Below are 15,106 nucleotides of genomic sequence, written 5' to 3' on the forward strand. Positions count from 1 at the left end.
ATACATCAGAAGCCATCAGAAGCCATCAGAAGCACACCCATGCCCATCCTGCCTGTGCGTGGATATCCCGGCAACGCCTCCTATTGGCGTCAAGTGAAGCAAAAGCCCCCTGCCACAGAGGAGAAAATCAATTCCCATAGGCGCCCGATTTATCGCGCGCAAGGCGATTTATCGCCCGAATACTGGCTCGCCCACAACTCGCCATAACGTCATACCCCCCACAACTCCAATTCCTTCAATCTATCCCCGTTACCCTTGACAAAATCATCTATTCTTTATTACACTTTATATACACTTAATGTAACTATATATCATATAACATCTTCTATGCACACATAAAAACACCCTCGTAACGCCAGACTCCTACATCGTCGCCCCTACAAACAAATTAAGGAGCTTCTATGACCACTACACCTAACCTCTCAGAACTCTTTGCCCGCCCCGACATGCCCTTCACCACCTTCACCGATCTCCCTGTCTTCCTTCCCACGCACGAACCCTGGATCATCCAAAACCTCCTCCCCGTCGGCCTGACCCTCCTCAGCGGCGACCCCCGCTCCGGTAAATCCTCCCTCGCCCTCCAGCTCATGCTCGACATCGCGACCGCCACGCCCCCCTTCGCTACCCAGGACCCCGCGCTCGACGCCGCCTCCCAATACCTCCGCCCCTTCTATGGCACCATCTTCTACCTCGCGCTCGAATCTTCCGCCCTCCGCTTACAGGAGATATATACGCGCCTCACTGTCGCTCACCCCGATCTCCCCCCACTCACCAACCTCAACATCACCAATACCTGGAAACCCTTTACCGCCTCCGAGGGTCTGCACGACCTTTGCGATTGGCTGCGCAGCTATCCCGATACCCGCCTCCTGGTCATTGATAACCTCGCTTCCCTCCGCCCCCTCTTCAAAGGCAATGACCGCGAACTTCTCTCTATCCTGCGTCGCCTCGCGGAACAGCTTCAGATTAGCATCCTCCTGCTCCATACCTGCAAACGCTCCTCGCCCCTGGTCTCCCAGGTTGATCATCACCTCCATCTCAAACGCCTCCCCGTCTCTACCTTCTACCTCCTCTCCTCCCTTGGCTCCCTGCTCCAACCCACCTCTTACCTCCTCCACTGCCCATCCGACCTCCTCTCCTTCCGCATTGCCAAACTTGATGAGAGCCTCGCCCTCACCACCCTCAGCGCCCACAAAACCCTGACTCCCGAGCGCCTCGCCCTCCTACGTCTCTTCCATGACTACGGCTCCTTCCTCACCCCCACCCAAGTCAGCGCCGCCCTCCAACTCGACTACGACTGTACCCGCCAGCTCCTCAGCAAAATGGCCAAAGCCAGCCTCCTCACCGCCTCTCGCGGCCGCTACACCCTTCACCCCGCCATCCGCCTCCTCATCCCCTCTCTCCTCACTCAATACCCCTTCCTCCCCAAAATCACAATCGCTCACATCCCACCCACCGACCCCGAAATTTCAGACTCCGACCCTGAACCCTCCGACCCTGACACCTCCGACTCCGAAACTTTTAACCTCAACTCCTCTGATTCCGACCTCGATCCTTCTGACCTTGACCCCGAAACCTCTTCCCCACCACAACCCCCTCCAACCCCTCTCCATCTGATGCCACCTCCGAACCTACCAGCTCTTCTTCATCCAAAACCACAATCGCTCACAACCACACCAACCACCAACCGCACCTTAACAACCTGATTTCCATTCGGCGATCCGCCCCTCTGTTCATAGGCGCCCGCTTTAGCGCGCGCAAGGCGATTTATCGCATAAATACCGGGCAATGAACACCTTCCCGTAACGATGGCCCCTGCCACACTCCCCGTGGAACGTAGCCGCCAGCAGGTGCGCAAGGTAGGTTGTGCGGCTGCGCCCCGAATGGGGGTTTACAAGCACTCCCTTGCGCACCTGCACGGGCGGCGTGCGACCTGGACTCCCTTGCGCACCTGCTGGCGGCATGTAATCTCGCCCTCCCTTTTTGCACCTGCATAGGCGGTGCACCACTGGACAACTCCCCTCCCTAGCTGATAGGATGAAAAAACTCCTTTTCTGAATATGGCTTGGGCGAATAAAACTTGGAAAAATAGAAAGGGTCTACTCGCTTTATGACACAGCTAGAAACATATATTACCGAACACGAGGAACGCTTCCTCGACGAACTGAAAGGCTGGTTGCGCATCCCCAGCATCAGCACCCTGCCAGAGCATGCAGGCGACGTCCGCGCCGCCGCCGAATACGCCGCCCGCGACCTGCAAAGCATCGGCTTCGACAAAGTCGAGGTCATCGCGACCCAGGGCCATCCCCTCGTGTATGGAGAGTGGCTCAATGCCACTGGCAAGCCTACCGTGCTTATTTACGGGCACTATGACGTCCAACCCGTCGATCCTGTGGAACTCTGGGACACGCCCCCCTTCGAGCCAACCATCCGCAATGGCAACATCTATTGCCGTGGCGCATGTGACGACAAAGGGCAGACCATGCTCGTCTTTAAAGCCCTGGAGTCTCTCATGGCCGTCGATGGCAAGCTGCCCGTAAACGTCAAGGTCCTCATCGAGGGCGAGGAAGAGGCCGGAGGCGAATCCATCGAGCACTATGTGCGTACCACTCCCGAACCCCTGGGCTGCGACGCCGCCTTCATCTGCGACACCCACATGCCCGGACCCGAGACCCCGGCCCTGATCACCGGCCTGCGTGGCATCATCTACACCGAGGTCGAAGTTCAGGGCGCCAGGCGCGACCTGCACTCAGGCACCTACGGCGGCATCGCCCCCAACCCCCTGCACGCCCTTGCCATTATCATCAGCAAACTGAAGGACGAGCAGGGACACATCCATATCCCCGGCCTCTACGACAAACTACGCCCCGCCGCCCAGGTTGAGCGCGACTTCTGGGAGAAGGACCCTCTGAACTTCGCCGAGGCCCTGCGCGAGGAAATGGGCGTCTCGCAACTCGTTGGCGAGGCAGAACACCCGCCTCTGGAGCGCATCAGCGCGCGCCCCACGCTAGAGGTCCACGGCATCTCCGGCGGCTTCATCGGCGAGGGCGCCAAAACAGTCATCCCGGCTGTCGCCAAAGCCAAAATCAGCCTGCGTCTCCCGCCCGACCTCATCTCTAAAGAGATCTTTCCCCTCTTTGAGAAGGCCGTCCACAACGCAGCCCCCGAAGGCGTCAAGGTCACCGTCCAAAACCTGCACGGCGGCGAAGGCCTCGTCGTCGACCTGGACAACCCCGCCATGGTCGCCGCCACCCAGGCCCTCAAAGAGACCTACGGCAAAGAACCCATCTACCTCCGCGAAGGCGGCTCGATCCCCGTCGCAGCCCTCTTCAACGAAATCCTACACGTCCCCGTTGTCCTCATGGGCTTTGGCCTCCCCGACGACAACCTCCACGCCCCCAACGAAAAATACTCGCTCGCCCAATTCTACCGTGGCATCCGCACCGTAGCTCGCTTCCTCCAAAACCTCGCCTAACCCTTTTAAGTAGATAGCCGTGGTGAAGGGGGTGCAGGGGGACGAAGTCCCCCTGCCGGGGTCTGGGGTGTCCCCAGAAACTTCTTTTTCTGTAAGATGATGTGATAAAGGGGGTGCAGGGGGACGAAGCCCTCCCTGCCGGGGTCTGGGGTGTCCCCAGAAACTTCTTTTTCTGTAAGATGATGTGATAAAGGGGGTGCAGGGGGACGAAGTCCTCCCTGCCGGGGTCTGGGGTGTCCCCAGAAAAAACTTTTTTAATTTGTTTTTGCCGCCGCAGGCGGCAAAAACAAAAAGAAAGGAACAACTCTTATGACCAGGAAGCTCCAATCAAACGCCGTCCAGGCATACCTCGACCAACACAAAGACGAAGCCCAACACCTTCTGGAACGCCTCTGCCGCCAGCGCAGTGTCGCCGCCCAGAATGACGGCGTCGAAGAAATGGCGAACCTCGTAGAGTCGCTGCTCGCTGAGAACGGCTTTAGCATCCAACGCCTGACCGTAGACGACGCCCCACCCGTCATCTTCGGCGAAATTCGCGGTCGCAGCCCCTTCACCCTTTTGCTTTACAATCACTACGACGTCCAGCCCGCCGAACCCCTGGAACTCTGGGATACTCCACCCTTTGAGCCAACCATACGCGATGGCAAACTCTACGCCCGCGGCTCCTCCGACAACAAAGCCGAGATCGCCGCCCGCCTGACTGCTATCCGCGCCCTACGTGCCGCCCACGGCGAACTCCCCATCACGATTCGTTGGATGATCGAGGGCGAAGAAGAGATCGGCAGCATCCACTTCGACGAGATCGCGCGGAAATACGCCCACCTCTTGCAAGGCGATGGCGCGCTCTGGGAAGGTTCCGGCTTCGATGAGGACGGACGCCCCAGCCTGGTGCTTGGCTGTAAAGGCCTGGTATATGTTCAGCTCGACGTCCAGGGCGTAGGCGTGGACGCGCACTCAGGCAATGCCCCTATCCTGCCCAGCGCCGCCTGGCGCCTGGTACAGGCCCTGGCATCGCTACGCACCCCCGAAGGAAAAGTCCTCATCCCCGGCTTCTATGACGCCGTCATGACCCCCAGCGAGGCTGAGATTGAGGCTTTAGCCAGCCAGGGTGATCACGAAGAACTCCTCAAAAAAGCCTTCGCCGTCGAGACCTTCAATGACAACCTGACCGGCATCGAACTGCGCAAGCGCCAGGCATTCTCGCCAACCTGCAATATTGCGGGCCTGCTGAGCGGCTACACCGGCGAGGGCACCAAAACCGTCCTGCCAGCGAAAGCCATGGCCAAGATCGATTTCCGTCTCGTCCCCGAGCAGGACCCGGACGACATCGTCGCCAAACTGCGCGCCCACCTCGACGCCCACGGCTACCAGGACATTAGCATTACGACCTTCGGCAACGCCGAACCCGTCATGACACCCCTGGCTCATCCTTTCGCGCAACGCGTGGCCCATATCGCCGAGGAGTACGCGGAGAAGCCCGTCTCCATCACCCCCCTTGGTGGAGGAACCCTACCCCTGCTCGGCTCCATGCGCAAGCACGTCAACCTGCTCGGACTGATGGCCCCCGGCAACGCCGCCTACTGGGGCAGCGCCGCCCACTCACCCAACGAGCACATTCGCCTCTCAGACCTCGAACGCGCCGTCTCCTACAACTGCTACATGTTCACCGCCCTGGGAGAAGAATAATTTTTTGTAGAACGTCTTGTTTGTCTGCGCAAAGCGCAGACAAACAAGACGTTCTACAAAAAATTCCTTATCGCTCACCCTGTTGATTCGCCAGCTCAGTCAGCTCATTGCGCACCTGCCAGAGCTCAGGATAGAAGGCATCACGCAGGGTGCGCTCAAGGACCTGCATAGAGGTCCCACCCGTACCCATCGAACCCGGACCAATCATCCGTATCGCCAGCTTAAAATGTTGGGCGCGGAAAAGCTGAAAAATCTCATCATAATCGATGAGTGCCTCAGCCATCGCCAGGAGGAGGGGATAATGTTGTGGCTGTGTATGAACCTCGATCAGTGTCACGCCCTCGCGCTCAAGCAGGGCCTTATAATCATCCCACAGCAGAGGCGAGAGACGCATCAGCGCGTGAAAGCCAGGCGAATCCGTACCCGCCCCATCCTCAAGCACCTTGCGAAAAGCATGGAACTCCCAGGGCGTCATACTTTCAAGCATCCGCAAATTCTCAAGCATCAAATGCTGCGTACGAATCACCCGCTGCATCAAGCGAATGGCATAGGGCAGATCGCCCTTGCCCAGAAGTGTGCGAATCGTCCGCAGCTCAAAAGCGCTCTCCTTCCACCACAGCTCAAAAACCTGGTGCACAACCTGGAACTGCAACTCATCATGATGAGCCAGTTCCCCCTCCGCCTTCTGCAGCGCAAGCAACTCATCCGTACGCAGATAACGCTCATACGTACTCAACTCGCGCCTCCTACCCGTCTGGTGAACCATCTCTTTAACCATTTCTTATTCACTCCCTCATCGGTCATCTGGAAACAACACCGTTTCCCTCGAAAGTAGAGAAGACTATGTCAAAAAATCACATCACCATCTTCTCCCAAGCCCCACGGCTCCCCCCTATTATATCCCCTTCACATAAAGCGGTGCAGAAGGACGAAATCCCCCTGCCAGGATCTAAGGTTTCCCCGAAAAAGCGGTGCAGGAGAGCAACCCCCCTGCCAGGTCTGGGATACCCAGAAAAAGGAGTGCGCAGAGGGACGAAATTCCCCTGCCAGGGTCTGGTAGTTCCTCGAAAAGGGGGTGCAGGATGCCCCGCCGGAGCCTGGAGTAACCCAGAAAAAGGGGGTGCAGGGGGACGAAGTCCTCCCTGCCGGGGTCTAGGGCGTCCCCAGAAAAATTCTTTTTATTTTGTTTTTTGCCGCCGCAGGCGGCAAAAAACAAAACCACACCACACAAATAAAGGAGAAAAACTAATGAAGAGGAAGCTTGGGGGGGCGACGTGGGACCTGGCGAACCACCTACGGTCGCCAGGTCCCACGTCGCGCCAACCGCACTTTAGACAACCGCAAGGCAAAAACAATTTCCCTACCCATCACTCACCAGGAGCGATGATTATTGAGCGACGAACTCTCATGTACCTGGCGCATAAGGTAGTGAGTCACAGCATACAGACTCCCCGTCTCCTTATAGACCGCGAGCTGCCTATCGGCCCCGGTACCGCGCGGATCCTCCAGGAGCGTACGCAGATAGTTAATCTCGCGGCGGCTTCCCAGATCATCCAGCACATCGTCTACAAAATCAAGCGTCTCGCCAATCGACTCGCGCATAGTCATGCGACGCTGTTGCACAAAATCGACGTACTCAGCATCGAGTCCGTAACGGCTGGCCTTCCACTTGTTTTCTTCAATGAAGTGCGCGGGCAGAGCATACGTAGTCAGATTGCGTTTATGCATCCAGGAGAGCTTGGCCACCAGGGCCTGAACAAAAGCCGTCATGGCCAGCGTATCCTCAAGGGTCGCGGGCATATCCGCGATCCGAAACTCGACCGTATTGAAGAAAGGATGTGGGCGCACATCCCACCAGATGCGCTTACCGTTATCGATACAGCCAGTATTGATAAGCCCCTGTACATAGCCATCAAAATCGCGATACGAGTTAAAAAGCATAGGAACACCAGAGCGCGGGAAGCGCTTCCAGACGATAGAGCGATACGATTTGAGGCCCGTATGACGTCCGGCCCAGAAGGGCGAGTTAGAAGAGATGGCCAGAAGGTGAGGTATCCAGGTGCGCAACTGGTTCAAAAGCGAGATCGCAATCTCCTGGCTCTCGACCCCCACATGCGCATGCAGACCAAAGATCAGAATCGAGCGTCCTACATCCTGGTATTCCTCTTCAAGTTCCTCGTAGCGCGGATTATGCGTGCGCTCCTGGTCCTTCCAGTGCGCCGTTGGATGCGTCCCCGAGCTAATCAAGGCCAGCCCCTCGGCCTCAACCAGGTTAATAAGCTGGGCGCGCAAGTTTTGGAGATCGAGACGCAGCGTCGTAATGTCGGAGCAGACATTCGTAATCAGCTCCACTGCCGACTGCAACATCTCTGCCTTAATGTGTTCGCCGAGCGAGGGGACGCTTTTGTCCATGATGGCATGAATATGCGAGGCAAGCTGGCCCGTATGTTTATCGACCATCTGGAACTCTTCTTCGACGCCAAGTGTAAACTGATGCGCCATGGTAGGCTCCTTCCTGAGCTTGCTAGTATCCAGGCCTACGACCTGGTAGCGAAACACCATTAGATGCATGGAAGCACTACTCGTTCTGTAAACCGGCAATTGGGAGCACCTACCCTGCTGCCCCAATTCAAGGCTCACGGTACAGTTGTGCGCGAACAATAGCTTTTCCCCACGCAGAAGGCCCGTTTAGTGAGAAAGATTGTATGTATGCTTGCTTGTGCGGGCCAGTTGTGCGCCGGAAATAAAGTAATCGGAACAATGCGCGAACAGGTGGTGAGAAAGCTTTAGACTCAGGAAAATTAGGAATGAGGAAAGAGAACTGCCATCTGTGCACCGTATGTCCCTGCGCGGACCTGGTGCTCGTAGAAAACAGGAAGAGAACCCGAGCCAGAACCCGGGATAAGTTGTCAGGAGACCGTTGTGGTACTTGTGCGCCTGTGCGCCAAACCACATAGATGCACCTCAGAGCGAGAACTAGAGTTTTCGCACTAGGGGTTCACTCTACAAAGTCATGCATAAGGAGCGCATGTATCTACCAAGATGCTACTGGTAAACTATAGCGTACACAAGAATAGAATGCCTGTCAAGGGAAGTTCACACAAAATTCACACAAGAGGCAAATAAGCATAGCGAGCGAAATTTCCTTTTATAGGTGCCAGATTTATCGCGCACAAGGCGATTTATCGCAGAAATACTGGACAACAAGCACCCCTCTCTAACGAGATACTATACCAGGATAAGCGTTACTCAGCCATTGAGAGAGCATATACGCTTAAAGCTGGAAGGCATTAGGAAGGAGATCACGCACATGCATACTATGAATAACTGGCTTACCCTGCTCATCTACCCCGCCATCGATATGAATAACAGCATCTGGAGCCAGGTCAATCATCCACTGGCGACAGGCCCCACAGGGTGTACGTGTATTCAGGGGCGCGCCATCAGGCGCATCAACGCAGGCCACAGCGATCTCGCTTACCTGCTTATCCCCCGCCGAAATTGCCGAAGCCAGCGCCGACCGCTCGGCACAGAGCGTCAGTCCATAACTGGCACTCTCAATATTCACACCTGTATACACACGTCCATCGGCCACCACCGCCGCCCCCACATGAAAATGCGAATAAGGCACATGCGCATTGCGAGCCGCCTCACGCGCCCTCGCAACCAACTGTTCCGGACTAACCATTCTCCATCCATCCTCTCTCTAGCTTTAAAATCATACCCAATAGAGATTAAAGAGTGCCTCATACATAAACGCAAGCGTCAACCCCAGAAAAAAGAGCGAACCAACCACACCTGGAATAATGCGATAGAGACGCGGAAACTTCCCACAACGATCATACATAGGCTGGCGCGGATCGTAGCAGACAAAAATATTATACAGATCGGGGAGACTATGCCGCTCAATAGGAGGTGCCATAAGCTGGATATGACGCGCAACCCCCTCTTGCTGATTTTCACCCGTGCGATAAAGCACCGTATACACATTACTAGTAAAGTCGCGCCGGCGTTGCTCAACACGATTGACAACAATGCCGCGCGTCAGCACCCCACGCGTACGCAGCGCGATATAACGCCAGAACTGCCACTCCAGACAGTAGGCCAGCGCGGGAACAAAGATCAGGAAGGCCAGGAAAAAGAAGGCAAAACTGGACAAGATCTGCCCAAAGGTAAAGCCCTGAAAGACCAGCAGCGCACGCTGGGGATTGGCTGGATCGTACCAGCAACTCTTCATATCGCCAACGCGATAGCGATCCAGAATGTGCTGGACAGCCTCTTTTGTACTGTAGACCAGGATATCTGGCCCCTCAAAGCCCTTTGTGCGAACCTGCTGTCCTCCAGGAAGAGTCAAAGTGTAGGAGAGTTGAGGCTGGTAACTTCCATATACATTTCCACTTCCGTTGCTCTTGCCCTCCCGAATGGTGAGCAGGGATTTAGCGGTAATGACACAAGGTGCCTGTACAAAGGAATTATAGTAGAGTACGCGGCGCACAGGGGCCAGTAATGCCAAAAGCACAACGACACATATCACCAGGAGGGCGCGCCGCAGGAAGAATGCTCTCTTTTTCACAAAATTGTAACTCGCATTCGCTTGCATGCAGATTCTTGCTGGATAAAGCTTGTTCAATACAGCAAGTGTTTTGTATACGAAAACCACCCCCCATTCGGGGGCGCGGCGCCACTATCGCCTGCTCCCTAATGGGGGGGCTAGTGCTCCGCACTCAGATTTTTGCTAGGAGATCGCAAAATGATTGTAGCACGCGCCTCCAATCCTTGCTACTTCTCAACCAGAGCGCACCCCAGCATAACCAGGAGAAAGCCGCCAAGCTTAGCTGGCGAGAGCTCTTCTCCCAATAGCCAGTATGACAGGAGGAGTGTAACACCTGGAATGATAAAGTCAGAGTAAGCCGTTCGGATCGCACCGATCCGTCGAATAAGCCAGAAGGTCAGAAAGAAACTAATGCAGCTACAAAATACCACGAGATAGAGTAAAGCCTCCAGGGTCCTCCAGGTGGGCGCGAAGGGACCCCCATGCTCAAAGATGAGAGAGGCCAGTAAGATAACGACGCCACTATAGAAGACCTGCCAGGCCGTCATAACTAGCACAGGCACATCGGCACTATAGCGCTTAGCAAGCAGCATACCAAAGCCATAGACCGCCGCTGAGGCCAGGACCATTAGCTCCGCGATAAGCGCGGGTCCACTCATGGCGAAACCAGGTATGCTCGTCTCCTGGTTGGGCAGAAAGGGAACACGTCCCAGGAGCACAAGCAAAATACCCGCGATACCAATAAGCAAGCTTACAGGCAAACGCCAGCCGCGCGCTTCTCCCGCCCCCCTGAAGTTAAAGAGCGAGACGAAGAGGGGCGCGGTAGCCCACATCAAGGTAAGCGCGCCAGCCGGCGCGTATGGGATCGAGGCAAAGAAAATAGCGGCTGGTATGCCCACCATAAAGAGCGAGGTCAGAAAGATGCGCAAGTGCTGTGTGCGTGTGATCCGGAGGCTTATCCGGCGCCAGCGTGCGACCATGAGCAAGAGCAAAAACGCCAGGAGGAAGCGTACCGCAGAAAAGAGTAGAGGCGGGACGTGCTCCGTCCCAATTTTGGCTGCCACGGGAAAAGATCCCCAGACGAGTACCATGACGCCAAAGCCCAGGAGCGTAAGCATGCGTGCCCTGCGCGGATCTGCTGCCGTAGGCACCGACTGCGTAGTTGATGACGGCAATTCTTGACATTCCTGCATAGTAGTTAGATATGCCTTTCTATGGCGATAAAGAAAAGAAAGAATAACTCGATTATGATAATGGTATATGTAGCGCTCAGAGGTAGGTGTGTGGGGGAAGCTTCTCTTGCTCAGGAGCGCTTGCGCACCTGCGACGCCCACGGGTAAGGGGATATGGATGGAAAACGGCTTTGCCGTTTTCCATCCATATCCCCTTACCCGTGGGCGTCGCGAGCCGAGGCAAGAACTGGAACCCCTCACATTTACCCGATAGATGGGTTGCGTGGTTACGTAATGCATATTATGATACAGGAAAGCGTAAAACAACAATGCTGGCAATACCAGGTGCGAAAGAGGTTGCAACCCTACTCGCCTGTTTGCTAGAGAAATTATCAGTATATGGAGTGACAGCATGGGAACTCTCCCGTTCGCCGATCTTATAAATTGGGGGTGGTTACGTATTGGCCCACCCTATATCTACTTGAATATTGATCCGGTCATCTTCAGGCTTGGCCCGCTGGCCGTACGCTGGTATGGCTTGATGTATGTCGTTGGTATCCTGATAGGATTATGGGTCATCAAGGGATACTGCCAGCGCAAGGGTGTTACGGAAGACCTGGTCTACCGCCTTCTGTGGTGGTGTATCGCGGCTGGTGTGATTGGTGGGCGTCTGTATTTCGTCTTACAGCAGCCAAACCTGGTTGAATACTATTTGAAGAATCCTATTCATATTATCGCGACCTGGGAGGGCGGCATGGCCTTCTTTGGCGCGATCTTCCTGGTTATCGCGGCCCTCTTCTGGCGTGCGCGTGTTGAGCGCGTGAATCCGCTGGTCCTGGTAGACGCGGCTGTCCTCTTTGGCGCGGCGGGCCAGATCTTTGGGCGTATTGGCAACATCATCAATGGCGACATCATTGGTTATCAGAGCACGCTACCCTGGTCGACGGTCTATGTACATCCCGAGAGCTGGGCCTGCGGCGTCTACAACCTCTGTAACGTTCCCGTGCAGCCCGCGGCCCTGTACGAGATGATCACCAATATCGTACTGCTCGGCGTCATGCTCTACTGTGCGCGCAAGTTCAGGCGCCCAGGCATGCTGATGCTGGTCTACCTGTACGCGTATGTGATTACGCAGTTCTTCATCTTCTTTACGCGCGACAACATCATCGTCGACTTCCTCGGAACCCATATTCTTAAGCAGGCGCAGTGGACGTCGGTAATCCTGTTCTTCCTCCTGCTGCCCATCACCTACCTGGTCATCTCCCGATCCAAACCAGTTCCCGAGGGAGAGGTAGCCGCCACCTATGGCATTCCCCAACTGGCAAGCAAGGAGGCAGAGAGAGATAAGAAGCCAGAGGAGCCAGCCGAAGCAGAGGAGCAGACCAAAGAGGTAAACGTCGATGAGGATGAGGCCGAAACAGAAGTAGTCTCAAACAAGCCATCCACTCCTGAGTAAGAGATTGTGGGGGCATACTGCCAGCCTGAGGCTCAAACAAGCCATCAACTCCTGAGTAAGAGAAGTGGGGCGTACTGCCAGCCTACGGCTGGCAGTACGCCCCACTTCTCTTTTCCAAGCGAGCGCCGCAGGCGCGAGAAGTCATTAGCCCTGGTAGAGAAGCTTGCGGTGTAGGAGAGAAATGAGTGTATCAGACAAAGCCATAACCTCCTCGAAGCGCTCGGTCTGTTGCTCCAGCGCGAGACCCTCTTCACGCCAGCGGGGGAGCAGATGTTGCTCATAGGCCGCGACCTCGCTACGCGTAAGCTGTTTGAGCTGGAAACGGATAAGTGAGGGGAGCGCGAGGGGGAGGCCCAGTTCTTCCAGGTGGCGGTAAAGCTGAAGCAAGAGCACATCATCTCCAGTGAAGAGCCGCTCGCCCTGCTCGCCCTCGAAGGGGAAGAGCAGCCCCAATTCTACCAGTTCATTGATGCGCGTGACAGCTACTTCTCCCTGGCGCGCCAGCTCTTCCTGGGCTAAATGAACCTGTGTACCACCTACGGTCAGGGATTTGAGATGGCGCTGCTTGAGCGCCATGTGCATCTGTACATCTCCCTGCTGGTCGCGAACTTCGAGCAGGCGCTTGATTGCCTCTAACGAGAGATTCTGATGTTCTTTAAGCTCGCGAATAATACCCAGAACCACGAGATGCTCTTGCGTGTAGTAGGCCGTGCGCCCTTTCATGACAGGAGGCGGCAACAGCCCCTGGGTATTGTAAAAGCGAATCGTCCGGCTTGGCATGCCCACCTGTTGCGCCAGCTCATCAATACGCAGCATGGAAGGTTGCTCTACATCACTCTGGATCAAGGCACTCTTCCTCATATACGTTCTTCGATATAGTGAATGTGCCGAGACTGAAAGATCGGCGAACGCAGGGGCGCCAATCTCTCAGTCTCAGCAGGTAACTATTTTCTTGCTTTATTGCTTGGCCTTGGGTGTGGCTTGTGGTGAAGCGGGAACAGTCGGCGAGGGCTGAGGGTTATTCAGCTTGGCCTTCTCATCATCAATTTTGCGCTGGAGGGCACGCAGGTAGGCCTGAGCACCATCCAGGTCGGTCTGGGTCACGGCGGTAAGCTGCTTAGGCATATTCTGTACCTGGCTGACCCAGCTTTCAAGGACTTTTTGGATGGCCTGGAGGGTCGCGTTGTCCTGGTAGACGCCCGCAAGCAGGCCGCGCGCGGTCTTAAGCGCGCTGAGCATGGCCTTCAAGAAATCGGTTGCGACCGTCGAGCCAAACTGGACGATGGGTGCGACAAAGACGTCATAGGCCACCCGCGTCAACTTGGCGGCCTCAATCGCTCCTTGAAGGGTAAAGCCCTCCAGGTTATCCAAGGCCGTGATAAACTCCTTGCGTGCGTTTTCTGCTCCCTGGGCCATACCTTTATTGAAGGCATCCTGGATCTGGTGCTCTATATTGCTCCCGGTGTCGCTAATGGCTTGAGGAATTTTGGGGCCTAGCTCATAGGCGGTGACGCCTGCGGTCGCTACAGCAGCGGCCCCCAGGCCGATGAGAATTCCACGCCGAGAGACCTTCTTGTTGCGTTTCTTCTGACGGCGGGCCTCGCGTTCGTCGATCTCCTCATAGCCCTCATCGTCATATTCCTCATAGGGCTCATCGTATTCTTCTTCTGGTGGAAGAGGAGGTGCCAGGCGACCGCTGGGCGCACGACGTTCATAGACGTCATTATACATAACGCTACGCCGGGGCTGAAGCTGGGCTGAGCGCGCAATGCCCGGGCCTGGACTGGCGTAGCCCAGGCGCTCGTCTAAAGGATCATCTTCATAATCGTCGTCTATGACTTCATCAAGTTCTGCCTGTTCCCATTCGTTGTCTTCATCCAGGTAGAGATCGTGCGCCGCTGGAAGGTAAGGTGCCTGGGAGGAAAGGTTACGGGTCCGGTTAGGGCTACGTGATGCAGAGGCGTTGTTAGCAATATTGCTAGATATAACGCCCGAGGTGCGGCGCATACGCTGCTCCAACTCATCGGTCTCTAGCTCGCGAAGTTCATCGCCTCCCTCTTCTGTCCCGGAAGCTTTACTGGAAATGATCTGCTGGCGCAACAACTGGCGTGTTCTGCGTGGGTCGGGTCGCTGGGTATGAAGAGATCCAGAGCGGCTATCGGATGGCGAAGACAAGCGACCGCTCTGTCGAGCCCCGTTGCTATTGAGCTGACCACTCCTGCTAGCGCCAGTACGGCTGCGCAGGGGATCAAACTCGGAGTCATACTGGCGTCCAGGACTCCGGCGATAGGTTCTGCGTTCCGATTGATCCTTCGACATGTTTTGCTTCTCTTCCTCCGAGTGCTATCGACCGTCTACATTTTTTGCGGGCACTGCGATGCGAATAAACGCCAGCAATCTGGCTTGCATAGGGCGAGGAGAGATCCTTATCTCCCGCTATTGCTGATTGCATTTCCTACATCCATTCTACACATCTTTTTCTTTCTCGTCCAGTTAAAAATGGTAAAAGATTTTTTCTCCGATATGTAAGAAGGATTGATATAGGAATAAACAGCTATAATAGTTTACGTTCTAGACCCTCAAACAGTTTTTAATTACGAGGCGACATTGCATGGTTACGCCGTGTGCAATGTCTATAAAAGTCGTTATGATGCATACCTATCGGCAAAAAAGCCTCGTTGTCGACCACTTTATCACATAGGAGGTGAAGCTGCAATTTCTGCCGTTGCCGCTAACTTCTGCCGGGTTTCTATTTAACATCATGT

General features: G+C 55.4%; 13 protein-coding genes. 5 read left to right on the forward strand and 8 right to left on the reverse strand.

Annotation, left to right across the window (positions count from 1 at the left end; genetic code table 11):
* Nucleotides 1–39 precede the first annotated feature (39 nt).
* Together JMJ16_RS39995 and JMJ16_RS40000 are read left to right on the forward strand one after the other, a co-directional pair.
* On the forward strand, nt 40–207 hold the full coding sequence (locus JMJ16_RS39995; RefSeq protein WP_201390569.1) for a hypothetical protein: 168 nt from the start codon (nt 40–42) through the stop codon (nt 205–207).
* Nucleotides 208–401: 194 nt separating this feature from the next.
* The gene (locus JMJ16_RS40000) at nt 402–1,706 is read left to right on the forward strand and encodes an AAA family ATPase (RefSeq protein ID WP_236601905.1); all 1,305 of its coding nucleotides are present in this window, start codon (nt 402–404) and stop codon (nt 1,704–1,706) included.
* A gap of 42 nt (nt 1,707–1,748) precedes the next feature.
* On the opposite strand, the gene JMJ16_RS40005 is transcribed toward JMJ16_RS40000, so the two are convergent.
* The gene (locus JMJ16_RS40005) at nt 1,749–1,964 is read right to left on the reverse strand and encodes a hypothetical protein (protein ID WP_201390571.1); all 216 of its coding nucleotides are present in this window, start codon (nt 1,962–1,964) and stop codon (nt 1,749–1,751) included.
* Between the two features lie 146 nt (nt 1,965–2,110).
* On the opposite strand from JMJ16_RS40005, the gene JMJ16_RS40010 reads away from it, so the two are divergent.
* Together JMJ16_RS40010 and JMJ16_RS40015 are read left to right on the forward strand one after the other, a co-directional pair.
* Nucleotides 2,111–3,475, forward strand: coding sequence for a dipeptidase (locus JMJ16_RS40010; protein ID WP_201390573.1), 1,365 nt, complete (start codon nt 2,111–2,113; stop codon nt 3,473–3,475).
* Nucleotides 3,476–3,784: 309 nt separating this feature from the next.
* The gene (locus JMJ16_RS40015; RefSeq protein ID WP_201390575.1) at nt 3,785–5,161 is read left to right on the forward strand and encodes a M20/M25/M40 family metallo-hydrolase; all 1,377 of its coding nucleotides are present in this window, start codon (nt 3,785–3,787) and stop codon (nt 5,159–5,161) included.
* A gap of 67 nt (nt 5,162–5,228) precedes the next feature.
* Here the strand turns inward: JMJ16_RS40015 and JMJ16_RS40020 are convergent, their stop codons facing one another.
* The 5 genes from JMJ16_RS40020 to JMJ16_RS40040 all read right to left on the reverse strand — a co-directional run bounded on the left by JMJ16_RS40020 (nt 5,229) and on the right by JMJ16_RS40040 (nt 10,888).
* Nucleotides 5,229–5,939, reverse strand: coding sequence for a tryptophan 2,3-dioxygenase family protein (locus JMJ16_RS40020; RefSeq protein ID WP_201390577.1), 711 nt, complete (start codon nt 5,937–5,939; stop codon nt 5,229–5,231).
* Nucleotides 5,940–6,532: 593 nt separating this feature from the next.
* Nucleotides 6,533–7,663, reverse strand: coding sequence for a carboxylate-amine ligase (locus JMJ16_RS40025; protein WP_236601906.1), 1,131 nt, complete (start codon nt 7,661–7,663; stop codon nt 6,533–6,535).
* Between the two features lie 772 nt (nt 7,664–8,435).
* Nucleotides 8,436–8,849 (reverse strand): cytidine deaminase, encoded by a 414-nt coding sequence (locus JMJ16_RS40030; RefSeq protein WP_201369933.1) that lies wholly within the window; start codon nt 8,847–8,849, stop codon nt 8,436–8,438.
* A 30-nt stretch (nt 8,850–8,879) separates the two neighbouring features.
* Complete coding sequence (locus JMJ16_RS40035; RefSeq protein WP_201390581.1) at nt 8,880–9,761, reverse strand: DUF3592 domain-containing protein; 882 nt, start codon at nt 9,759–9,761, stop codon at nt 8,880–8,882.
* Between the two features lie 179 nt (nt 9,762–9,940).
* Entirely contained in the window at nt 9,941–10,888 is a 948-nt protein-coding gene (locus JMJ16_RS40040; protein ID WP_201390583.1) for a DMT family transporter, read from the reverse strand.
* A gap of 409 nt (nt 10,889–11,297) precedes the next feature.
* Between JMJ16_RS40040 and lgt the strand changes: the two genes are divergently transcribed.
* The gene (gene lgt, locus JMJ16_RS40045) at nt 11,298–12,341 is read left to right on the forward strand and encodes a prolipoprotein diacylglyceryl transferase (protein WP_201390585.1); all 1,044 of its coding nucleotides are present in this window, start codon (nt 11,298–11,300) and stop codon (nt 12,339–12,341) included.
* A 144-nt stretch (nt 12,342–12,485) separates the two neighbouring features.
* On the opposite strand, the gene JMJ16_RS40050 is transcribed toward lgt, so the two are convergent.
* Both JMJ16_RS40050 and JMJ16_RS40055 read right to left on the reverse strand, forming a co-directional pair.
* Entirely contained in the window at nt 12,486–13,187 is a 702-nt protein-coding gene (locus JMJ16_RS40050; RefSeq protein WP_374229151.1) for a MerR family transcriptional regulator, read from the reverse strand.
* A 111-nt stretch (nt 13,188–13,298) separates the two neighbouring features.
* The gene (locus tag JMJ16_RS40055; RefSeq protein WP_201390587.1) at nt 13,299–14,660 is read right to left on the reverse strand and encodes a hypothetical protein; all 1,362 of its coding nucleotides are present in this window, start codon (nt 14,658–14,660) and stop codon (nt 13,299–13,301) included.
* Between the last annotated feature and the right edge of the window lie 446 nt (nt 14,661–15,106).

The organism is Ktedonobacter sp. SOSP1-52 (genome assembly GCF_016587395.1).